Annotated in this window: 21 protein-coding genes and 1 pseudogene; 17 read left to right on the top strand and 5 right to left on the bottom strand. The window is 55.9% G+C overall.

Features of this window, described 5'->3' with window-relative positions:
* Positions 1-32: 32 nt before the first annotated feature.
* The 8 genes from BLT89_RS13265 to BLT89_RS13230 all read left to right on the top strand — a co-directional run bounded on the left by BLT89_RS13265 (position 33) and on the right by BLT89_RS13230 (position 10,269).
* Entirely contained in the window at positions 33-1,202 is a 1,170-nt protein-coding gene (locus BLT89_RS13265; RefSeq protein ID WP_090196262.1) for a nucleotide sugar dehydrogenase, read from the top strand.
* 258 nt (positions 1,203-1,460) lie between these two features.
* On the top strand, positions 1,461-3,470 hold the full coding sequence (locus BLT89_RS13260; RefSeq protein ID WP_090196260.1) for an acyltransferase family protein: 2,010 nt from the start codon (positions 1,461-1,463) through the stop codon (positions 3,468-3,470).
* Positions 3,471-3,473: 3 nt separating this feature from the next.
* Positions 3,474-4,616, top strand: a complete 1,143-nt coding sequence (locus tag BLT89_RS13255) for a glycosyltransferase (RefSeq protein ID WP_157718874.1) — start codon at positions 3,474-3,476, stop codon at positions 4,614-4,616.
* 48 nt (positions 4,617-4,664) lie between these two features.
* Positions 4,665-6,386, top strand: a complete 1,722-nt coding sequence (locus BLT89_RS13250) for a hypothetical protein (RefSeq protein ID WP_090196255.1) — start codon at positions 4,665-4,667, stop codon at positions 6,384-6,386.
* Positions 6,387-6,412: 26 nt separating this feature from the next.
* A complete protein-coding gene (locus BLT89_RS13245) occupies positions 6,413-6,958 on the top strand; it encodes a hypothetical protein (protein WP_197673511.1) in 546 nt (181 codons plus the stop codon).
* Between the two features lie 8 nt (positions 6,959-6,966).
* Positions 6,967-7,479: an adenylyl-sulfate kinase gene (cysC, locus tag BLT89_RS13240; RefSeq protein WP_090196248.1), complete on the top strand. Its 513-nt coding sequence runs from the start codon at positions 6,967-6,969 to the stop codon at positions 7,477-7,479.
* 244 nt (positions 7,480-7,723) lie between these two features.
* Positions 7,724-8,920 (top strand): glycosyltransferase family 4 protein, encoded by a 1,197-nt coding sequence (locus BLT89_RS13235; protein WP_231975020.1) that lies wholly within the window; start codon positions 7,724-7,726, stop codon positions 8,918-8,920.
* A 158-nt stretch (positions 8,921-9,078) separates the two neighbouring features.
* A complete protein-coding gene (locus tag BLT89_RS13230; RefSeq protein ID WP_090196245.1) occupies positions 9,079-10,269 on the top strand; it encodes a glycosyltransferase family 4 protein in 1,191 nt (396 codons plus the stop codon).
* 41 nt (positions 10,270-10,310) lie between these two features.
* Here BLT89_RS13230 and ppa read toward each other — a convergent pair whose 3' ends face one another.
* Both ppa and exaC read right to left on the bottom strand, forming a co-directional pair.
* Positions 10,311-10,838 (bottom strand): inorganic diphosphatase, encoded by a 528-nt coding sequence (gene ppa, locus BLT89_RS13225; protein ID WP_090196240.1) that lies wholly within the window; start codon positions 10,836-10,838, stop codon positions 10,311-10,313.
* A 179-nt stretch (positions 10,839-11,017) separates the two neighbouring features.
* On the bottom strand, positions 11,018-12,538 hold the full coding sequence (gene exaC / locus BLT89_RS13220) for an acetaldehyde dehydrogenase ExaC (protein WP_090196238.1): 1,521 nt from the start codon (positions 12,536-12,538) through the stop codon (positions 11,018-11,020).
* A 254-nt stretch (positions 12,539-12,792) separates the two neighbouring features.
* On the opposite strand from exaC, the gene mpl reads away from it, so the two are divergent.
* From mpl to BLT89_RS13190, 6 genes and pseudogenes are all read left to right on the top strand, one after another.
* Positions 12,793-14,145: a UDP-N-acetylmuramate:L-alanyl-gamma-D-glutamyl-meso-diaminopimelate ligase gene (gene mpl, locus BLT89_RS13215; protein WP_090196235.1), complete on the top strand. Its 1,353-nt coding sequence runs from the start codon at positions 12,793-12,795 to the stop codon at positions 14,143-14,145.
* Between the two features lie 78 nt (positions 14,146-14,223).
* The gene (gene ubiX / locus BLT89_RS13210; RefSeq protein ID WP_090196232.1) at positions 14,224-14,853 is read left to right on the top strand and encodes a flavin prenyltransferase UbiX; all 630 of its coding nucleotides are present in this window, start codon (positions 14,224-14,226) and stop codon (positions 14,851-14,853) included.
* The gene (locus BLT89_RS13205) at positions 14,846-15,139 is read left to right on the top strand and encodes a YceK/YidQ family lipoprotein (RefSeq protein WP_090196229.1); all 294 of its coding nucleotides are present in this window, start codon (positions 14,846-14,848) and stop codon (positions 15,137-15,139) included. The genes ubiX and BLT89_RS13205 overlap by 8 nt, the downstream gene beginning before the upstream one ends.
* A 108-nt stretch (positions 15,140-15,247) precedes the next feature.
* Positions 15,248-15,511, top strand: a complete 264-nt coding sequence (locus BLT89_RS13200; protein ID WP_090196226.1) for a DksA/TraR family C4-type zinc finger protein — start codon at positions 15,248-15,250, stop codon at positions 15,509-15,511.
* Positions 15,512-15,564: 53 nt separating this feature from the next.
* Positions 15,565-16,463, top strand: a pseudogene (locus BLT89_RS17945) (DnaJ C-terminal domain-containing protein).
* Complete coding sequence (locus BLT89_RS13190; RefSeq protein WP_090196222.1) at positions 16,460-16,762, top strand: chaperone modulator CbpM; 303 nt, start codon at positions 16,460-16,462, stop codon at positions 16,760-16,762. The pseudogene BLT89_RS17945 and the gene BLT89_RS13190 overlap by 4 nt, the downstream one beginning before the upstream one ends.
* Before the next feature lie 29 nt (positions 16,763-16,791).
* Here BLT89_RS13190 and BLT89_RS13185 read toward each other — a convergent pair whose 3' ends face one another.
* Together BLT89_RS13185 and BLT89_RS13180 are read right to left on the bottom strand one after the other, a co-directional pair.
* The gene (locus tag BLT89_RS13185) at positions 16,792-17,403 is read right to left on the bottom strand and encodes a class I SAM-dependent methyltransferase (RefSeq protein ID WP_090196219.1); all 612 of its coding nucleotides are present in this window, start codon (positions 17,401-17,403) and stop codon (positions 16,792-16,794) included.
* Positions 17,404-17,423: 20 nt separating this feature from the next.
* Positions 17,424-18,077, bottom strand: a complete 654-nt coding sequence (locus tag BLT89_RS13180) for a TetR family transcriptional regulator (RefSeq protein WP_090196216.1) — start codon at positions 18,075-18,077, stop codon at positions 17,424-17,426.
* A 149-nt stretch (positions 18,078-18,226) separates the two neighbouring features.
* Between BLT89_RS13180 and BLT89_RS13175 the strand changes: the two genes are divergently transcribed.
* The 3 genes from BLT89_RS13175 to BLT89_RS13165 all read left to right on the top strand — a co-directional run bounded on the left by BLT89_RS13175 (position 18,227) and on the right by BLT89_RS13165 (position 21,409).
* Positions 18,227-19,333: a ferredoxin reductase gene (locus BLT89_RS13175; RefSeq protein WP_090196213.1), complete on the top strand. Its 1,107-nt coding sequence runs from the start codon at positions 18,227-18,229 to the stop codon at positions 19,331-19,333.
* A gap of 10 nt (positions 19,334-19,343) precedes the next feature.
* The gene (locus tag BLT89_RS13170; protein ID WP_090196211.1) at positions 19,344-20,423 is read left to right on the top strand and encodes a fatty acid desaturase family protein; all 1,080 of its coding nucleotides are present in this window, start codon (positions 19,344-19,346) and stop codon (positions 20,421-20,423) included.
* A gap of 65 nt (positions 20,424-20,488) precedes the next feature.
* Positions 20,489-21,409 carry an alpha/beta fold hydrolase gene (locus tag BLT89_RS13165; RefSeq protein WP_231975019.1) on the top strand — a complete coding sequence of 307 codons (921 nt, stop codon included), beginning with the start codon at positions 20,489-20,491 and terminating at the stop codon, positions 21,407-21,409.
* Here BLT89_RS13165 and BLT89_RS13160 read toward each other — a convergent pair.
* Positions 21,406-22,359 (bottom strand): lysylphosphatidylglycerol synthase transmembrane domain-containing protein, encoded by a 954-nt coding sequence (locus tag BLT89_RS13160; RefSeq protein ID WP_090196205.1) that lies wholly within the window; start codon positions 22,357-22,359, stop codon positions 21,406-21,408. The genes BLT89_RS13165 and BLT89_RS13160 overlap by 4 nt on opposite strands.
* Positions 22,360-22,382: the final 23 nt, after the last annotated feature.

The following is a 22,382-nucleotide window of genomic DNA, read 5'->3' as shown; positions in this document are numbered from 1 at the left end:
TTAATCGAACTGCTGAAGTAGGATTTTAACTCATGAAAATTGCGATTGCAGGGACTGGATATGTGGGGCTCTCGAACGGGGTATTGCTTTCGCAACACAATGAAGTGGTTGCTTTGGATATCGTTCCAGAGAAGGTAGCAATGATTAATCGCAAGGAGTCCCCGATCCAAGACCTCGAAATTGAAGGTTACTTAAAGGGTGAATCGTTGAACTTCAGGGCGACACTCGACAAGAGAGATGCTTACGAAGGGGCAGATTACATCATTATTGCAACCCCTACAGATTACGATGCGGAAACTAATTTCTTCAATACGTCCTCTATTGAGGCCGTGATTAGTGACGTAATGGCGATCAATCCAAGCGCTGTAATGGTCATCAAATCGACAATCCCTGTGGGGTACACGGTTAAGGTACGTGAAGCACTGGGCACCTCAAACCTTATCTTCTCGCCTGAGTTTCTTCGAGAGGGGCGCGCCCTTTATGACAACCTATATCCTTCGCGCATTGTGGTTGGCGAGCGCTCAGAACGGGCTAAGATTTTCGCTGGTTTGCTCCAAGAAGGCGCCATCAAGAAAGACGTTCCGGTTCTTTTTACTGATGCCACTGAGGCTGAAGCGATTAAGCTTTTTGCCAACACCTATTTGGCTATGCGTGTCTCATTTTTCAACGAGCTCGATACCTACGCGGCTACGCACTGCCTTGACAGTGAGCAGATTATTCAGGGTGTAAGCCTTGATTCTCGCATCGGCACTCACTACAACAATCCTAGTTTTGGTTATGGTGGCTACTGCTTGCCTAAGGATACAAAGCAACTGCTAGCAAACTATCGCGATGTTCCGCAAAATCTTATACAAGCCATCGTCGAATCCAACGCTACTCGGAAGGATTTTATTGCTGACGACATCATTCGGCGTGTGCCTAAGGTGGTAGGCATATACCGTTTAATCATGAAGTCTGGCTCTGATAATTTTAGGGCGTCATCTATTCAAGGGATCATGAAGCGAATAAAAGCGAAAGGTATAGAGGTGATTATCTACGAGCCAGCGCTTAATCAATCTGATTTCTTCCACTCAAGGGTTGAGAGTGACCTTGAGCAGTTCAAAAAAGATTCTGATGTGATTATAAGTAATCGTATGTCTGACTTGCTCCAGGACGTGGCCGAAAAGGTCTATACACGAGACCTGTTCGGTAAAGATGATTGACTATGCATTTGCCTTTTTCGAATGAAGGAATTTCGTGTTTGACTTGCTGTTCTGTGAGTGTTTTTAAATTTTTTCATGTGTGCTTAGAAGTTCGTAGTGATATTTCGTGTTTCTGAAAAAACTAGTTTAAGTTAAGTATTTTTGATGGCAGGGTTTGCTCGGTCAGTCAATTCAAGTTTTTAATTGTTGCGATTGAGGCTTCAGAAGAGCACAAAGCTATTTGATAGTATTGTTTTTTTTATCATTTAGGATTGGCGTGTGAGTAGTCTAAAGCTTGAAATACAAGGGTTGCGCGCAGTTGCTGTCCTGCTTGTACTGATCTTCCATGTATGGCCATCTGCGCTTACGGGCGGCTACGTTGGTGTGGATGTGTTTTTTGTCATATCGGGCTACCTGATTACAGGGCTATTACTGAGAGAGGCACGGCGCAGTGGTACTATATCGTTGCTAGATTTCTATGCGCGGCGCGTCCGCCGCTTGTTGCCCGCCTCGACACTTGTGATTGTGGCTGTTGCAAGCGCAGTGACAATGTTGCCTAAAGTTCAGTGGGCAGATACTGCTAAGGAAGTTTTGGCCAGCACTTTTTATGTACAAAACTGGTGGTTAGCAGGGCAAGCGGTTGATTATTTAGCTCAAGATAATGCCTTAAGCCTATTGCGGCATTACTGGTCGCTCTCGGTAGAGGAGCAATACTACATCATTTGGCCACTATTCTTTTTGGTGGTCACTGGCATTTTTAAGGCCGCGCGGCGACGTCCTAGCCTAGTTTTTGGGGTGATTATTGCGCTTATAGCTGCTACCTCATTGGCTTACTCCGTCTATCTGACTGAGGCCAATCCGGGCTTAGCTTATTTCGCCACCACAACTCGGGCTTGGGAGTTGGCTATAGGCGGTCTGTTGGCTGTGCTGTTACCGCGCTACCAGGCAGCACGTATGGCGCTGGCTCCTGTGTATGGATGGATCGGATTGCTCGCAATTGGATTCGCTAGTGTTCGTTTTGATGAGGGAACATCATTTCCAGGTTATGCGGCTTTGCTACCCACAGTCGGTGCAGTTCTGGTTATTGCGGCCGGGCGCTCTGAGTCATGGTGGTCAAGCTACGGCTTGCTGGCTTCAAGGCCAATGCAGCACATTGGAGATATTTCATACTCGTTGTATCTGTGGCATTGGCCCATAGTCGTTCTATATCGATTGCAGAGCGATGGAGACCTCGGCATCCCTGGCGGCCTTATGGTCCTCGCGATCTCTTGGTTGCTGGCGCACCTCACTAAAGTTTTTGTTGAAGACCCGTTTCGGGATAAGAGTTGGCGTCGACTGGCCAGTCTCAACCAGCCTGTGGTCACTGGAGCATTGAGTTTTGCGTTAGCTTTACTAGCAGCTAACTACATTTGGGTGCTTAACAGCCAGATTACGTCGGAACAGAGTGCTGTTTTTGCGAGTGCGGGTGATATCAGAAAGCTTCTTCGTCAGGAGTACGACCCCGCTCAACCGACAGTGCCGTCGGTGCTTGAGGCAAGACGGGATAATCCTGATGTTTATGGGTTGAAATGCCATGTCGATCAAGTTAGCAGTGAGCCCTTGACGTGTGAGTTTGGTCCGGCTAATGCGGCTCATCATGTTGTATTGGTTGGAGATTCCCATGCCGCGCAGTGGTTGCCTAGCCTGCAAGGCTTGCTGGATAACCGAAAGTCTTGGCGTATCACTACGTTCACTAAATCGTCCTGCACTTTTAACGCGGCGCCGGTGGTTATTGGTAAAAACAAGCTCGAGTACTCATCTTGTAACGAATGGAATCGCCGGGTTATGGCCGAAATCGCAAAGATAAAGCCCGATGTGATTGTCACCAGTCAGGCCAGTAGCCAGTGGGCTGTTGGTGCCCGCAACAAAGCGGATAGCCAGCGATTATTGGCTGACGGGTTACTAAAACGCTGGGCCGAACTAAAAGCCTTAGGTGCCCGGGTTCTTGTTGTCCGTGATACGCCTTGGATGAGTCGTAATCCTGTTGAGTGCATGTCCACAGCAGGTGCATCTCCGCAAAAATGTGCGACTAAAACAGCAAAAGCGTTTAAGCGCGACTCAATAATGCTGGCAATGAAGTCCAAGCCAGAGGTTAGTCTTCTTGATATAACTAAAAATGTCTGCAGTAAAGATTGGTGCTTGCCTGTTAAGGGGCAAGTGCTTCTTTGGCGTGATCGCCATCATCTTACTGCTACCTTTGCCCGCTCTCTCTCTGGAGAGTTCAAGGGTTTGTTGAAAATGGTGAATTGAAGAGTGTTTATCAAACATCAAATCATGCGTTTTCTTCGCTGGGGGTGGGTCGTTTCCTATGCTTGGATTCCTGTGCTGTGGCGCCCTCAATCAGGAACCTATTTGTTCCTGCCAATTAACGGCGCCGGCCTCGGGCATGTCAGTCGTGCGCTTGCCGTGGCTAAGGCCCTTCGTAAACAACAACCCGAGGCCCGTATCGTCTTTTTAACGACGAGCATTGCGGTGCACTTGGTGTACCGAGAGGGTTTTGTTTGTCACCATGTGCCGCCAGCTGCTTTGCTAGGGGCAGGTGTGGGAACAGTCAGCTGGAATCGTCTGTTCTATCGCTGCGTGTCTGACGCGCTAACAACTCACCGTCCGGGAACGCTGGTGTTTGATGGCAGTGCCCCTTATCTCGGTCTGCAGCGTGCAATTCGTCGCTATCGATCACTGCGTTATGTTTGGATTAAGCGCGGTCTGTACAAAGCCTCGATTGATCAGCGCCTGATGAATAAAAACGTGGCGATGTTTGACGCAGTGATTGCCCCATCAGAGTTTGGTGTCCCCGCGCTTCAGCGCCAGCCTGATGAGCGTATATCTATGGTTGCGCCCATTATTGGTATGGATAGACAGGATTTGCTTTCGCCTAGCGAAGTCTGTGCACGACTGCGGATTGATCCGGGGCGGCCGCGTGTCTACGTGCAGTTGGGGGCTGGTAATATCAACGGTATTGCGGGTGTGCAGGCTCATGTAGTGCGAATTCTGCGTCAGCAGGGTTATCAGGTTGTCGTAGGGCAGTCGCCGATTGCTCTAAAACCTGAGTCTAGTGACGAAGCTGACCGTGAAATAGTCGACTACCCCAACAGCCGTTATTTCGCAGGCTTTGACTTTGCTGTACTGGCTGCGGGTTACAACTCGGTCTGTGAGGCTATAAGCCTTAATCTACCAGCAATCTTTTTGCCTAATCAGGCGACCCAGGCTGATGATCAAACCCTGCGCGCTACGCTTGCTTCTGAAATGGGACCTTGCGAGGTGGTTGCTGAGTTCTCTGAGGCCGTATTCTTGGGCGCTATTTCAAAACTATTACCACGAATAAAGTCGGGTGAGACTTTTCCGCTTCATGAGTCTAATGGGGCTAATGAGGCCGCAAAGTTGGTGAGCAACTAATGTCCATATCAGGCTCCCGGGCAGTGCACAAACACGCTAGGTATTGTGATGCTGAGTGATTTGAGCGCTGCGCTTCGCTGGATATTGAGCCTGGGTCGCCGCTTGTTCAGCGTGGTGCCGGGGTTCACGCTATACAGCGTGACTGCAACGCTGGTGAGTCAGTTGGCGTTGTTGTTGGCATCGATACTGCCGTTAAAAGTCATCTTGTTACTCGGGTCTCCAGGTATTCCGCACTACTTCCCCGAACAGCTAAGAGTTTTTGAACGGCAAACATTGATCATCGCGCTAAGTAGCATGGCGGTGATGATGTTCCTATTGCACCTGTTGTTTGAGCAACTGATTGGGAACTTTGTGACTGCTGGTTCGAGCAAATTGCTTTTGCGCAGTCGTAAAATGGTGCTTTTTGAGAACCAAGAGGAAATCGCTGCAAAAGCGTATCAACGTTTTTCTCGTGGCTTAGCCAGCCTTGTTTTTCTGGGGGTGTTTGTTCCTGTACTGGCTTGGTTAAGCCCATTCTTAGCGGTGACATTTGTCCTTTACATAGCGCTCGCTGTTGCAAGCTATCTGTCGTTCGCAGCCTACAGCAAAGGCTTTGAGGTGCATTGGGCTAGCGGGGGGAAGGGGCGCGCTGTATCGCTTCTTTCTGGGCTTGGTTTTCTGGTGTGCTTCGCTGTCTTAGTCGGGTCTTTTCTATGGATTGGAGAAACCAGTGTGCTGATTGCTGTTCTCTGTTTACTGTTGCTGAGGCAGTTGTTTAAACACGTTGTTAACGTTGTCAATGCCCTTATTGCGCTGGTTGATAAACGTCGACAACTGTCGGCCTTATTTTTCCATGGTCATCGCTTGATTGATGCTCCGCGGCATGGAATTGAGGGCCTTTGGTCTCTGGTTGAGCCCGCTTCGCGTGATCAGTGGTTGGCTCAAGCATTGACTGAAGTGACAGGTCGCACTTTGCAGATTAAAGCGTCGATTTGGCTGCAGTTGGGAGTGGTCGACGTCGTTGCTTATCGCGTTAGCGCTGCTGAGGGCGATGAGGAATGCTGTTTTATGGTTAAGCTCTTTGAGCATAACCGTAGTGTGGTAGCCACGCATGAAGCTTCATTGCTTATCGACCAAGCGGGCTTGCCGAGCCTCGAGCTTGTGGGTGTTACGGATGTCAGAAATCAGTTTCATTGCCACGTTTTTGCTTTGGGTAATGCCCAGCAAGACTTAAGCAAGAAGTGGGTTGTTAGTTGCGATTTAGTACGCAGTGCGTTGCTCGCCTGTGAGCCAAGCTCGCAATTGAAAGCACTTTATCGACGCTCAAAGCCAAGCCTCGATCAGCGTGTAGAACGGGATGTGCTAAAACGCCTACGCTGTATTTTGGACACTCCTGCTCAATTCGAAGCGTTGAGTTGCTTTGAGCAAAGCTTCGATTCAATTCGAGAAATGATCAGCGGTCTGCCGATGGTTTACGTAAATCCTGATATTCGCCGCGGGCTGGTGATGCTCGATGATGAAGAACGAGCTTATTTATGCCACTGGGGACGGTGGTCACTTGAGCCTGTGGGCAGCGGCTGGCCTGTAGATGACCGGGCTATGAAGTTACTGCCTGAGGCACACGCTTCGGCGGTTACTCAGCGTTCGGATATGACCCAGGTTAAGCTTGCGCAGTTAAAGCTCGTGGCGCTTCTTTTTGCGTTTGAAACGCGTTGTAAACAGCAGGATTACCGGGGTGCTGTGGAGCTTTTTCCCGGGATTAATGCGTCCTATGCTGAAAGTTTACAATGATAATTTTGGGTACAGAGAGGTGGACGTTGCGTAATGTATTTGTGTTGTGTACTGGGCGTTGCGGGTCTGTAACCTTTATTGAGGCATCCCGCCATATAACTAATTACTCCTCCGCACATGAAAGTCTTAGTCATGCGGTTGGGGCTGCCCGTTTTGCTTATCCTCCGGGCCATATCGAGGCGGATAATCGCCTTTCATGGGTGCTTGGGCGGCTCGACAAAGCTTACGGAGATGATGCGTTTTATGTGCATCTCGCGCGCGACAAAATGGCCGCCGCGCGTTCATTTTTGAAGCGTTATGACGCAGGGATCATGAACGCCTATAAGAGTGCAATTCTTATGGGGGCGGCCAAGAAAAGTGCAGATGTTGAACATCTGGACTTTTGCGTGGATTACTGTGAGACGGTCAACTCGAATATTCAGTTATTCCTCAGGAACAAAACTCACAAGATGAATTTTGCGCTTGAGCGTGCGTCGTCTGATTTTGCCGAGCTCTGGGAGCGAGTTGGCGCCCAAGGGGACTTTAACGCTGCATTAGAGCAGTGGCAGACCAAGCATAATGCATCAGGGTGAGGTGAGGAGTGTCGAGTAATATACGTTGGCATGGCAGTGATCTGTCATTTGATGAGCGCTGCCGGCTACAGCAGCAGCGGCCTATGACCATTTGGTTCACCGGGTTGAGCGGTGCAGGTAAGTCAACTCTCGCCTTCGCGCTAGAGCAACGCTTGGTCGCGGATAAGCACGCTGCTTTTGTTCTTGATGGCGACAATGTCAGGCATGGGTTGTGTGCTGAACTAGATTTTTCAGCAGGCGCACGCAGTGAAAATATCCGTCGTGTCGCTGAAGTCGCCAAACTGTTAAATAATGCTGGGCTCGTATCGATTTGCTCCCTGATCTCACCTTTTTTTCGTGATCGAGAAATAGCTAAACAAATTATTGGGGAAGATAGGTTTCTTGAGGTTCACGTTTCCACGTCTCTTGCTGAGTGCGAGCGGCGCGATGTGAAGGGCCTTTATGCGAAGGCTAGAGCTGGAAAGTTGGTGGATTTCACTGGCGTTGATATGACTTATGAGGTGCCTGTGGCGCCAGACTGACGAGTCGACACTTCGTGTTTGAGCACTGATGAATGCGTAGATCTAATCATTCAACGTATTTCGCTTTCGTTGTCTTTGTAGTTCGGGCTGTCTAGTTTGGACACTTTAGATTTGTTTGATTGATTCTCGATGTTTTGCGCATCACAGATCTGGCCCCGTTTCAGGCGTGTCTTGTGCTCTCAAGCCGCACCTATAGTTACCGTCGACCACGCCGGTCGTTCATGTTTAATTGGATAGATAATTTATGGGCAACACGGTCCAATCTAGACGTTTTTCTGTGCATATGTTGGTATGGAATGACTTCTGCAATGATGCTCGGGTGTTAAAAGAGGCTCAAACGCTTCAGGCGGTAGGCTACAGCGTCGTCGTGCATGCGGTGCATGTGCCGGGTAAAACGGCTCAGAAAGAGTATTTGGATGATGGTATCGAGGTGCGTCGAGTGTCCTTGAGTCCTTTTAAAAATAAGTCAGGTCAATCCGTAGCAGACGCTCAGCGACAGTCGTTGGTGGTTCAAGTGTTGTCCCGTGTTTGGGCTCATCTTTCGATGTTCCGACGCTTAGCTTTCTCTCGGGCAGATGTGATTCATGCCCATGATGTGAATACCTTGCCTACCGCGTGGCTAGCTGCGAAGGTGAGTCGTGCCAAGCTAGTTTATGACGCTCACGAGATCAGCTCCAGTCGGGAAGGTTACACCGGTGTTCGTACCTTGGTCTCTTGTGTTGAACGGTTTCTGATGCCCAGGGCGCATGGCTGCATCACTACAACTGATATGCGCGCTAAATTCTTTGCTAGAGCCTATGGCATAGCACGGCCGGTAGTGTTGCAGAACCGGCCGCGGTTATCCCACGTTGCCCGCTCGCAACGCATTAAAGATGAGCTGGGGTTGCACGAACCTTGGCCTGTTGTGGTGTACCAAGGTGGCTTGCAACAGGGCCGTGGGCTGGAACGGTTAGTGCGGGTAGCTGCGAATGTTCCCGGTGCCTATTTCGTTTTTATTGGGGGTGGCCGTCTTGAGGCGCCACTGAGGAAGCTGGCCGATGAGCTAGAACTCGCACATCGCGTTCTGTTTATACCAACAGTCAGCCTTGCGGACCTGCCGGAATACTCCGCTTCAGCTGACATTGGTGTGCAACCCATCGAGAATACCTGCTTTAATCATTTTACCACTGACTCAAATAAGCTGTTTGAGTATGTTCAGGCAAGATTGCCGGTCGTGGCTTCAGCTTTTCCGGAAATTCGTCGTGTTCTACGTACCCATGACTTGGGTATTTTAGTGCCTGCCGGGAATTGTGAAGCGCTAGAAGCAGCATTGCGAGAGTTGGTAGTAGATGAAACCGAGCGCAGGTATTACTCTGCCCGTGCGCAGCAGGCAGCTGCCGCACTCAGTTGGGAGTCGCAGGAGTTTGTGTTGATTGGATTATATGATCAGATTTTGAGGTGATTTGGTGTTTTTAGTGTGGCATGGTGGATTAGCTTATGGCAGGCCTGATTCAGTCACATGGAATATAAGGAGTAATTGGTTCTGCGTTGCGCTAAAGCGTTAAATGTGATTGCCGTTTTGATCTAAAAACTATTCGGTTCTGGTGGGATCTTACTTTTATGATTCGGCGCATACTTGTCCTTACATTTTTTTATCCTCCGGATTTAGCCGCGGGTTCATTTCGCGCTTCTGCGCTAGTTAAAGCATTGCAGGAAGTTGGCGGGTCAAATTTGCATATAGATGTGCTGACGACGCAGCCAAATCGCTATCAGCAGCACGCAGATAAAACGAGTTCTATTGAGGCTGGGGACGGGCTATGGATACGTCGAATTTCTTTGCCGAAATATCGAAATGGTTTTTTTAATCAAGCAGTAGCATTCATTCGCTATGCACGTAAAGCAAGTCGTCTAGCGTCTGAGGCGGAATATGATTTGGTGGTGGCTACGTCGTCTCGATTGATGACGGCTGCGCTGGGACGATTGATAGCTTATAGGCAGGGCGCAAAACTTTATCTTGATATACGTGATATTTTTGTTGAGAGCATTAGCGGGTTATTTGAATCACCACTGTCTAATATTTTCACTGCATTCTTCAGTGCTTTAGAGCGTTGGACTGTTAGTCGAGCAGACAAAGTGAATCTAGTTAGTAAAGGGTTTTTAAATTACTTTAAGCCAAAGTACCCTGAACAGTGCTTTTCAATTCACTCGAACGGTGTTGATGCTAAGTTTGTAAACCTCCCATTAAAAGCCTTGCGAAGTAATGACTCGCCTAGCCCTCTTCAGATTTTTTACGCAGGGAATGTTGGTGATGGGCAAGGCCTTCATTTGATCGTACCTGAGCTGGCTAAGCAGCTAAAGGGGCGCGCTTACTTTCGAATCGTAGGTGCGGGCGGGCAGTTAGAGGCTTTACAGGAAGCTGTTTTGGTCAACGGTTTGGATAATGTTGAAATTATTTCTCCAGTAGCAAGATGTCAATTAGTTCGCATGTATCGGGACGCGGATATTCTTTTTCTGCACTTAAATACATTAAAAGCTTTTGAGCGAGTGCTACCTTCGAAGCTATTTGAGTATGCTGCTACTGGGAAACCTATCTGGGCAGGTGTTGGCGGGTATGCTGCTGAGTTTATAGATAGAGAAATATCTAACGCTGTAACATTCACGCCTTGTGACGCTTTGCAAGCAGTGCAATGTTTGAATGGATTATGTATGGAGAGTGTTGAGCGAACTTCTTTTGTTGAAACTTATTCACGTGAGCGCATTATGCGCGCTATGGCAAATGATATTTTACAGTTGTTAACTCGTAAGCAATAAAAAGCCGGCCTTGTGGGCCGGCTTCAGGTTTTGGTCTTGGCTTACTTCTGGTAGGCCGCAACCGATTTGGTGATTTCGGCACGGGCGGCGTCAGCGTTGCCCCAGCCTTCAACTTTTACCCACTTGCCCTTCTCCAGATCCTTGTAGTGCTCGAAGAAGTGCTTGATCTGCTCGAGCAGCAATGGCGGCAGGTCGGTGTATTCCTTGACGTCCACATACAGCTGGCTGAGCTTGTCATGCGGTACGGCGATCAGTTTGGCGTCGCCGCCGGCTTCGTCGGTCATGTGCAGCACGCCGATCGGGCGGGCACGGATTACCGAGCCGGGAGCTACCGGGTAGGGGGTGACTACCAGCACGTCGAGCGGATCACCGTCGTCGGCCAGGGTGTGCGGGATGAAGCCGTAGTTGGCCGGGTAGAACATCGGTGTGGCCATGAAGCGGTCGACCATCAGGCAGTCGGTATCGTGATCGATTTCGTACTTGATCGGCTGGTGGTTGGCCGGGATCTCGATGGCGACGTAGATATCGTTTGGCAGGTCTTTGCCAGCCGGAATCTTGCTATAGCTCATGGTTTTTACTCCGAGGAGGCTGAGTGCATCAGCCAGATGCGAGAAAAGTGGACGCGATTATAGGGGCATTGCCGGAAGCTGGCCACTGAATGCGCTATAGCCATTGGTCGACTGCCGGTATGCCGGGCAACTTCTGTATGGGTGTTGGCGCGCACGGTCAGGCCGGCGCGCCGGAGGCTTCAGAAAAAGCCGAGCGGGTTGATGTCATAGCTGACCAGCAGGTTCTTGGTCTGCTGGTAGTGGTCGAGCATCATTTTGTGGGTTTCGCGGCCGACCCCGGATTTCTTGTAGCCACCGAATGCGGCATGCGCCGGATACAGGTGGTAGCAGTTGGTCCACACCCGTCCGGCCTTGATCGCCCGGCCCATACGGTAGGCACGGTTGATGTCGCGGGTCCAGACGCCGGCGCCGAGGCCGAACTCGGTGTCATTGGCGATTGCCAGCGCTTCGGCTTCGTCCTTGAAGGTGGTGATGCTGACCACCGGGCCGAAGATTTCCTCCTGGAATACGCGCATCCTGTTGTTGCCCTTGAGCAGGGTCGGCTGGATGTAATACCCCGTGGCCAGATTGCCTTCGAGCTTTTCGATGGCGCCGCCGGTGAGCAGTTCGGCACCTTCCTGTTTGGCGATTTCCAGATAACCGAGGATCTTGTCGAATTGCTGTTCGGAGGCCTGGGCGCCGACCATGGTGTCGGTGTCCAACGGGTCGCCGCGCTTGATCTTGGCAACTTTTTTCATTACCTCGGCCATGAACGCCGGATAGATAGATTCCTGCACCAGCGCACGGGACGGGCAGGTGCAGACTTCGCCCTGATTGAAGAAGGCCAGTACCAGACCTTCGGCGGCCTTCTCGATGAAGCTCGGCTCGGCCTGCATGATGTCTTCGAAGAAGATGTTCGGCGACTTGCCGCCCAGTTCCACGGTGCTGGGGATGATGTTCTCCGCCGCGCACTTGAGGATGTGCGAGCCGACCGGGGTGGAACCGGTGAAGGCGATCTTGGCAATGCGCTTGCTGGTGGCCAGGGCCTCGCCGGCTTCGCGGCCAAAGCCCTGCACGATGTTCAGCACGCCGGGTGGCAGCAGGTCATTGATCAGTTCGGCGAACACGGTGATCGACAGCGGCGTCTGCTCGGCGGGCTTGAGTACCACGCAGTTGCCGGCTGCCAGCGCCGGGGCCAGTTTCCAGGCAGCCATCAGCAGCGGGAAGTTCCACGGGATGATCTGGCCGACCACGCCGAGCGGTTCGTGGAAGTGGTAGGCGGCGGTGTGTTCGTTGATCTCGGCGGCGCTGCCTTCCTGGGCACGGATGCAGCCGGCAAAGTAGCGGAAGTGATCGGCAGCCAGCGGCACGTCGGCGTTCAGGGTTTCGCGCACGGCCTTGCCGTTGTCCCAGGTTTCGGTGACGGCGAGCAGTTCCAGATTGGCTTCGATGCGGTCGGCAATCTTCAGCAGCACCAGCGCGCGATCCTGCGCCGGGGTCTTGCCCCAGGCATCGGCGGCTGCGTGGGCGGCATCCAGCGCCAGTTCAATGTCTTCGGCGCTGGAGCGGGGGAATTCGGCAATCAACTGGCCGTTGACCGGCGAAGTATTGTTGAAATACTGACCTTTGACCGGGGCAACGAAGTTGCCGCCAATGTAGTTGCCATAGCGTGACTTGAAGGATACGACGGCATCCGGTGTTCCGGGTTGGGCATAACGCATGATGCTTTCCTCACGTGGTCCGGGTGGTAGGTATTCGAGTCTGTGCAGCAGACTGAAGTTCAGCTCCACAGTGCGACTTTGAACGGATTAACCTTAGCAGCATGGCTGCAAGTCGCTACGCTGCCCATTGGACTTTTGCTTGTGCCGGTGTGCTGCCGGCAGTCGCTGATCGTCTTGGTGGCAGCGCGGGTGCTTGTGCTAACCTGCCGCAGCTTGTCTGTAGCGCTTTTTTGGGCGCGTTTTTGAGGTCATTCATGCATATCCATGTTCTCGGCATTTGCGGCACCTTCATGGGTTCGCTGGCGGTGCTGGCCAAGGAGCTCGGTCATCGCGTTACCGGCTCCGATGCCAATGTCTATCCACCCATGAGCACCCAGCTGCAAGCCCAGGGTATCGAACTGATGCAGGGCTACGCGCCGGAGCATCTGCAACCGGCACCGGATCTGGTGGTGATCGGCAATGCCTTGTCGCGCGGCAATCCGGCGGTGGAGTACGTGCTCAATCAGGGCCTGCCGTATGTCTCCGGTCCACAATGGCTGGCTGACCATGTGCTGCAGGGCCGCTGGGTACTGGCGGTGGCCGGTACCCATGGCAAGACCACCACCAGCAGCATGCTGGCCTGGGTGCTCGAGCATGCCGGCATGAGCCCGGGCTTCCTGATCGGCGGGGTGCCGCAGAATTTCGGCATCTCTGCGCGGCTGGGTGACACGCCGTTCTTTGTGGTCGAGGCCGATGAATACGACAGCGCCTTCTTCGACAAGCGCAGCAAGTTCGTGCATTACCGCCCGCGCACCGCGGTATTGAACAATCTGGAGTTTGACCACGCGGATATCTTCCCGGATCTGGCGGCCATCGAGCGGCAGTTCCACCATCTGTTGCGCACCGTGCCGGGCGAGGGGCTGGTGATCTATCCGGCGGACGAGCAGGCCTTGCAGCGCGTGGTAGCTATGGGTTGCTGGACACCGGTGCAAACTACCGGCGAAGGTGGTCAGTGGCAGGCACGCCTGATAAGTGAGGACGGCTCGCAGTTTGCCGTGTTGTTCGACGGTGTCGAGCAGGGCGAAGTGCGCTGGAGTCTGACCGGCCAGCACAGTGTGGCCAATGCGCTGGTGACGCTGGCGGCGGCGCGCCATGTCGGTGTGCTGCCGGAGCTGGGTATTGCCGCATTGAGCCAGTTCCACAGCGTCAAACGGCGTATGGAAAAGGTTGCCGAAGTGGCGGGTGTAACCATCTATGATGACTTCGCCCACCACCCGACAGCGATTGCCACCACCCTCGACGGTCTGCGCAAGCAGGTTGGTGACGCGCAGATTATCGCGGTGATCGAACCACGTTCGAATTCGATGAAGCTGGGAGCGCACCGTGACGGTTTGCCGGCGTCCGCACAGCAGGCAGATCGGGTCTACTGGTATGCGCCGGCCAATCTGGGTTGGGATCTGGCCGCCACTGTGGCTTGTGCCGGTAATCCGACCGAAGTGTGTGACTCACTGGAAACCATCATTGCCGGAGTCAAGGCGCATGCCGCTCCGGGCACCCAGGTGGTAGTGATGAGCAATGGCGGTTTTGGCGGCCTGCATGGCAAGCTGGCCAAGGCGTTGGCGCAGTAATGTGTAGGGTGGGCTTCAGCCCACCATGGCGGAGTCTTGGTCTTGGTGGGCTGAAGCCCACCCTACGGGAGTATGGCAATGACTGGTCCTGAACGCATCACCCTGGCCATGACCGGTGCTTCCGGTGCGCAGTACGGCCTGCGCCTGCTTGATTGTCTGGTGCAGGAAAATCGCGAGGTGCACTTCCTGATTTCCAAGGCCGCACAACTGGTGATGGCTACCGAGACCGATGTGCTGTTGCCGGGCAAGCCGCAGGCGATGCAGGCCTTCCTCAGTGAGTACACCGGTGCCGCTCCCGGGCAGATCCGCGTGTTCGGCAAGGAAGACTGGATGGCGCCGGCCGCCTCCGGATCCGGTGCACCCACCTCGATGGTGGTGCTGCCCTGTTCCACCGGCACCCTGTCGGCAATCGCCAGCGGGGCCTGCAACAACCTGATCGAACGGGCTGCCGATGTGGCGCTGAAGGAGCGCCGGCAACTGATTCTGGTGCCGCGCGAAACACCGTTTTCCAGTATCCATCTGGAGAACATGCTCAGGCTGTCCAATCTGGGCGTGACCATCCTGCCGGCCTCGCCGGGCTTCTACCACCAGCCACAAACCATCGATGACCTGGTCGATTTCGTTGTGGCGCGGATCCTCAACTGCCTGAATATTCCGCAGGACATGTTGCCGCGCTGGGGCGAGCATCACCAGTGCGCTGATGAGTAACGCCCGGCGTGCGCTGTGCCTGCTGCTGGCGCTGAGTTGCAGCGGCTGTGCCACGGTGAATGTGCTGAACTCGAAAAAAACCGATCCGCCCCTGGTGTATGGCGGTACCCGGCTGGACTGGTACGCCATGCACGATGGTTGTTGTGCGCAGGATCGGTTCGGCGCGCTGCCGCCGGCCTATCCCTCGGTCGACCTGCCGTTCAGTCTGTTGCTCGATACCCTGCTGTTGCCGCTTTCGCTGGCCGCTGCACTGGGTGTCACGCTGGTGGTCAGCGGCGGCAACTGAAACCGCCAGCGGGTTTCCTGCCGTGGCGCAGCGGCTTGCTGGCGGACTTGCAAAACCGCAGGGCAACACCCATACCTTAGTTATCGACAACCTGCTCTGAGGTGTGTGATGGCCAGTGGTTGGGCGGCGGACGGTGCAGTGCAAGAACAGATCGACAGCAGTATTCAGGACGCGGTTGCGCGCGCCCGCAGCCAGCTGCCCCGGGGCGAAAGCCTGAGCCATTGTGCCGGGTGCGGTGCGGCGATTGCGCAGGCGCGCCGCCAGGCTATCAAGGGCGTACGTCTGTGCCTGGCCTGTCAGGCAGAGCAGGATCGGCAACATGCGACCGGCGGGTATAACCGCAGGGGCAGCAAGGACAGCCAGCTGCGTTAGTCTGGCCGGGTCAGGGGGTTGCGTTACAGTCTTGGGATCAGCCAGGGGGTTTGATGGAATTCAAGGATTACTACAAGGTGCTCGGCGTCGAGCCCGGTGCCGACGATGCGGCGATCAAGAGCGCCTACCGCAAACTGGCGCGCAAGTATCACCCGGACGTCAGCAAGGAAAAGGACGCCGAGCAACAGTTCAAGGAAGTGGCGGAAGCCTACGAGGTGCTGAAGACCGCCGAAAAGCGCGCCGAATACGATGAACTGCGCCAGTACGCGCAACAGGGCCGGCCTTTCGCGATTACTCGGATTTCTTCGAGGCCATTTTCGGCAACGCCGCGCACGCCCACCGGGGCCGCGCCCACAGTCGTACGCACGCGCGGAGCGGACAGGATGTGGAAATGGAATTTCCCCTGCTGCTGGAAGAAACCCTGCAGGAGCAGGCCAAGCAGGTTGCCCTGCAGATTCCACAGTACAGCGCAGACGGCCAGCCGCTGCCGGCGCTGAATAAAACCCTGAACGTGAAGATTCCCGCCGGCACTGGCGACGGCGAGCGTATCCGCCTCAAGGGACAGGGCGTGCCCGGCATCGGTGGCGCGCCGAATGGGGATCTGTATCTGATCATCCGTCTGGTGCCGCATCCGCTGTTCGATGTGGAGGCGCACAACCTGATTCTCACCGTGCCACTGGCACCCTGGGAGGCGGCGCTGGGCTGCAAGGTCACGGTGCCGACGCTGTCCGGCAAGATCAACCTGACCATCCCGGCCAATACCCAGAGTGGTCAGCGCCTGCGGATCAAGGGCAAGGGGCTGGTCAACAAGCTGGGTGGCCACGGTGACCTGTACGCGCTGTTCAAGGTGGTCATGCCGGCGCAGACCGATGCAGCAAGCCGTGAACTGTGGTCGCAACTGGCGCAGAAGGCCGCGTTTGACCCACGCAGCGAGTGGAGTAAATCAGCATGAGCAGCACTTATCTGCAAATGAATGTGCTCGAGTTTTGCCAATGCACCAGTCTGCCGCAGGCGTGGCTGGTCGAGATCGTCGAAGAGGGCATCCTGCAGCCCCGTGGTGCCAGCCCCGAACAATGGCTGTTCGACGAGCAGGCGCTGGCCACCGCCAGACGCGCCTTGCGCCTCAGGCAGGATCTGGAGCTGGAGTGGGCGGCGATCGCCCTGGCACTGCAGCTGCTGGATGAACTGGAGCAGCTGCGTGAGGAAAACCGCCAGCTGCGCAGCCGTCTGGGGCGCTTTGAAAACGGCTAGCCGGAGGAAGGCTCAGCCCGGTAGGAAGTTCAGTCGGCCCAGCCGCGTGACACCCAGGTCATCGGCTTCGGCCCTTTGAGATAGCTGCTGTGGATTTCGCGAACGGTAAAGCCGCCTGAGCTGATCAATGCCGGAATATCGCGATTGAGGTGGCAGCCACCGGCCAGCGGTTTCCACATCGGGGTCAGGCGGTTCTGCCAGCGCACCACCGGCAGGTCGGGTGCCAGCCCGTGTTCACTGAACAGCAGCTTGCCGCCGGGCTTGAGTACCCGGCGCATTTCCCTGAGTGCGGCCACGGCATCGGGGATGGTGCACAGGGTGAAGGTGCAGACGATGTTGTCGAAGCTGGCGTCCGCCGCCTGGATCTGCCCCAGTTCCAGGCCGACGATCTGTACCGGAATGCCGATTTGTGCGGCCCGTTCACGCGCCATTCCGTGCATCTCGGCTGCCGGATCGACGCCAACGATTTCAGTGACTTTCTCAGGATCATAGAAGCTCAGGTTGAGCCCGGTGCCGATGCCGATTTCCAGCACCCGGCCGCTGGCCTGCGGCACGATCTGCGAGCGGGTTTTCATCACTGCGCCCATGCCGCAGGCGAAGTCGATCATGCGCGGCAGGATGTGACGGTCGTAGAGGCCCATGTTTTCTCCGGAGTAGTAGGTCAGGTGCTGCTGGTAGTGCTTGCATGTTTGCTCAGGCCGCGCCAGTGCTTGCCGCCAATCATGATGAAGCGCAGTTGCTCGGCGATTTTGCTTTCCGGCCGCAAGTGCAGCGGCAGGTCACTGGCGGGCGGGTCGATCAGTTCCGGCAGGGTGGCGAATACCGTTTTCACCACCAGGTCGGCAATTACATCGAGTGCGGGCTTATCCAGTTCCGGCATGCGGTTCATCAATTGCAGGTCGTTGCTCAGATCGTCGGTGATGCGCTGGCGCAAGGCGCCCAGCGCCTGCCGCACGGGTTGGGAGCCGCCATATTGCTCACGGGCGAGAAACAGGAACTGGCCGCGATTGGCACTGACGGCGGCAAGGAAAATATCGCTGCTGGCCTCAATCATGCCGCCCAGTTCAAATTCGTTCTGGCGCACTGCGCGGATGGTGGCGCGGAAGGTTTCGCCGACCTCGGCCACCAGCGCCAGGCCCAGTTCGTCCATATCGCGAAAGTGCCGGTAGAAGCCGGTAGGCACGATGCCGGCCAGACGCGTGACCTCGCGCAGGCTCAGGCTGCCAAACCCGCGACCGCTGTCCATCAGGCTGCGCGCCGCTTCCATCAGGGCCATGCGGGTCTGCTGCTTCTGTTCGGCGCGTGCTGATGACATGGGTTGAGTCCTTTACGGGACAGCCACTTTAGCAAAAGCGCTTTGCCAGCGTCGAACCAATACCATTCGTCTATTTCGGTGAACAAGTGTTGACTGAAATAGACTGGCCTGCGATTGTGTGAACACCTGTTCACTGAGAATCCGAAACCATGAAGTTACTACCCCTGTTCCTGTTGCGCCTGCTGGCGCCTTGTCTGGCACCGCTGCGTTGGCTGACCAGCCATGGCTGGTTGCGTGCGGCAGATGTGGACTGGTGGTTGCAGCGTCTGCACCCGCTGTTCAGCCTGCAGCGGGTATACGCGCAGGTGACGTCACGCCGTTGGGTTGCCGAAGACATGCTGGCCATCACCTTGCGCTGCAACGGCAACGCAAAAAACTGGAGAGCCGGGCAGCATGTGCAGCTGTACTGGCAGCATCAGGGCACACGCCTGAGTCGCAGTTACAGTCTGACTGCAGTGCGTGGCAATGGTGAGATCGAGCTGGCGATCAAGCGCCAGCCGGGCGGCAAGCTGTCAGCGCTGTTGCTGGACGGGCTGCAGGTCGGTGCGCGCATCGAGCTGGCGCAGGCCAGTGGCGAACTGGTCTGGCCGCAGCAGGCCGAGGGGGTGCTGTTGCTGGCGGCCGGGAGCGGCATCACTGCGTTGTTTGGCTTGTTGCGTACGGCGCTGGCCAACGGCTATCAGGCGCCGGTGACTCTGCTGCATTACGTTCGCCAGCAGGGTCAGCAGGCCTTCGAGTACGAGCTGCGCTGCCTGATGCAGCGCTATCCGAATCTGCAGGTACGCTGGCAGTTGACCGCTGCCGGAGCTGCCAGCGGCGGGTCTGCTGGCCGTTTCAACCCGGCGCAGGTTGACGCTGTGGCCTGTGACAGCCTGCTGGCTTGCGGTCCCCAGGGCTTTATCGAGACAGCCCGGCAGTGGTGGCAGTCGGCCGGGCGCAACGGTTCCATGCAATACGAGGCCTTCAGCGCACCGCGGGTGTTCGATAGCGCAGCATCAACCAGCGTGGCGCTGCACTTCGCGCGCAGCCGGCAGCAGGTGACGGGCAACAACCGGCAAAACCTGCTTGAGCAGGCCGAGGCGCAAGGGCTGCGACCGGCCCATGGCTGTCGGCAGGGCATTTGCGCAAGTTGTACCTGCGCGTTGCTCAGCGGCAGCGTGCGCGATCAGCGCAACGGCGCGGTCAGCAGTGAACCGGGGCAGTCGATCCGGCTGTGTGTCAGCGTGCCGCTGTCGGCCGTAGTAATCGATCTTTAAGGGGAAAGCCATGCGCAATGATCGACAATTGTCAGCTGCAGAACTGCAGGCGTTTGCCGCCGAACTGGACGCCCTGCGCCAGCAAACACTGGGTGAGCTGGGCGCCAGCGATGCCCGCTATATTCGCCGGGTACGCAGTGCGGTACGGGCATGTTGCTGGGGTGGCCGGGCGCTGCTGTTTTTCGGCTGGTTTCCACCCACCTGGCTGCTCGGCACCTTGCTGCTCGGGCTGGGCAAGATCATCGAAAACATGGAGCTGGGGCACAACGTGATTCACGGCCAGTACGACTGGATGAACGACCCCGAATTGAATGGCCGCAGCTACGAATGGGATATCGCCGGGCCGTCGGAGTTCTGGCGACATACGCATAACCATGTGCACCATACCTACACCAACATCCTGGGCATGGATGACGATGTCGGCTATGGCCTGGTGCGCCTTTTCCCCGAACAGCGCTGGAAGCCGTTCTATCGCTGGCAACCACTATGGGTGACACTGCAGGCTCTGCTGTTCCAGTATTCGGTAGCGGTGCAGCACCTGCGCCTGGACCAGTACTTCAAGGGCAAAATGACTGCCGCCGAGCTGCGGCCGTTGTTGCGCACCTTCAACGGCAAATTGTTGCGCCAGTGGGGCAAGGATTACCTGTTCTTCCCGCTGCTGGCGCTGCTACTGGGTGGCCCGGCGCTGGCGGTACTTTGCGGCAATCTGCTGGCTAACCTGCTGCGCAACCTGTGGACTTTCAGCGTGATTTTCTGCGGCCACTTCACTGCCGATGCCGAAGTGTTCAGCCCTGCCGTGCTGGACAATGAAAGCCGTGGCCACTGGTATCTGCGCCAGCTGCATGGTTCGAGCAATTTGCAGGGAGGGCGGCTGTTTCACTTCATGACCGGCAATCTCAGTCATCAGATCGAGCATCACCTGTTCCCCGATCTGCCAGCCCATCGCTATGCCGAACTGGCAGTGAGCGTACGCCGGATCGCCCAGCGCTATGGCCAGACCTATAACAGCGGACGGCTGTCGAGCCAGTTTGCCAGCGTGCTGCAACGCATCTGGCGCTACCGGCTACCGGATACCGCGGTGGCTGGCTAAGCTGCGCATACCGCTGATTGAACCGGGGACTACCGATGAAAATGCTTGCCAGGTGCTGTGCCGCCTTGCTGCTCCTCCTGCTGCTGGCCACGGGGGGCTTGCTGGCCTGGTCCTGGGCGCCGGATCTGCCTCTGGACGAGCTGAAGGCGCACTGGGCGCTGCCGCCTTCGCAGTTCATCGAAGTGCAGGGCATGCAGGTGCACCTGCGCGACGAAGGCCCGCGCGATGATCCGGCTCCGCTGTTGTTGCTGCACGGCACCTCGTCCAGTCTGCATACCTGGGATGGCTGGGCGCAGGCACTGGCCGGCAAGCACCGGGTGATTCGGCTGGATCTGCCGGGCTTTGGCCTGACCGGACCCTTCCCCGACGGCGACTACCACATGCCGCAGTACACGGCGTTCCTGGCCGCTTTGCTGGATAAACTGCAGATTCGCCAGGTGGTGCTGGCCGGTAACAGTCTGGGTGGGCAGATTGCCTGGGAAACCGCACTGGCTTATCCGCAGCGGGTGGCACGGCTGATTCTGGTCGACTCCGCCGGTTTTCCGCTGCAGTCGACCTCGGTACCGATCGGATTTCGTCTCGCGCGGATCCCTGCGCTGGCGCCGGTGATCGGCAAAATCCTGCCCAGACAGATGATCGAATCCAGTGTGCGCAATGTATATGGCGACCCGGACCGGGTGACGCCGCAACTGGTGGATCGCTATTACGAATTGACCCTGCGTGCCGGTAACCGCGAGGCGCTGGTGCAGCGCTTCGGCCAGCGCGACGACCCGACACTGAACCAGGCGCGTGTCAGCCGGATCGGCATTCCGACATTGATCATCTGGGGTGGTCGCGACGGCCTGATTCCGCTGCCGCACGCCAAGCAGTACCAGCTGGCGATCAAGGGCAGCCAGCTGGCGGTATTCGACGGCCTGGGGCATGTGCCGCAGGAAGAGGATGCGCAGGCAACGGCAGCAGCAGTGGCGCAATTTCTCGGCGATTAGGCCGGCGGTTTTGGCGCCTGCGCCTTGCTGGCGGTCCATTGCTGGTATTCGAAGGTCAGCACGACCAGTAGCGCCATGGCAAACGGCAGCAGCAGATAGAAGCAGCGGAATACGATAAGTGCAGCCAGCACGTCGGCAGTATGCAGCTCGGGCAAGGCAGCTAGAAAAGTCACTTCCAGTACCCCAAGGCCACCAGGGGCGTGGGATAGCAATGCCAGCGAAAAGGACGCCAGGAAGATGCCGAGAATGGTCATGTAGCCCGGGTTGCCGGCTTCCGGCAGGGCGAAATAGATGATTGCGGCGGCACACAACAGCTCCATCGGGCCGGCCAGCAGCTGACGCCGGACGATTTTCATCCGCGGGTATTCGATATGCAGTTTGCCCCGCCGCCACGGCTTGAAGTGGCGCCATGCACCCAGCACATAAAGGCCCACCAGCGACAGCAGGCCCAGCCCGATGAGTACCGAGAGCCATGGTGTGACATCGGCCACGCGCTGGATCAGTTCGGGCTTGAGCAGTAGCACCACGCCACCGGCGAGCATGGTGCCCAGGGCAAAAGTGAAGGAACAGAAGAGAATCACCACGCCGATTTCATGGGGCGTCAGGCCTTTGCTGCGATAAGCCCGATAGCGCACCAGTGCGCCGGAAAACACCGATGCGCCGATGTTGTGGGCCAGGGCATAGGTGGTGAACGAGCAGAAGGTGATGAACCACCAGGAGATTTTCTTGCCCAGATGATCCAGGGCAATGCGGTCATAACAGGCCAGCGCGATATAGGCGCCCAGGGTGGCAATCGCGGCGAAGAACCAGTTGCCGAGTGATATGGCCCTCAGGCTATCGGCAATTTCGGCCAGGGAGATGTTGCGAACTTCGTTGTACAGCAGCCAGCAGGAAAAGATCACCGCCCCGATGCCGATCATTGACCATGCAATATCGCGCTTGCTCATGATGGCTGAGAGCTCCTGTTAGCCTT

This window comes from Pseudomonas pohangensis (assembly GCF_900105995.1).
Taxonomy (GTDB): Bacteria; Pseudomonadota; Gammaproteobacteria; order Pseudomonadales; family Pseudomonadaceae; genus Aquipseudomonas; species Aquipseudomonas pohangensis.
The sequence above is the reverse complement of the archived record's forward strand: the minus strand, read 5'-3'. Positions and strand labels throughout refer to the sequence as shown.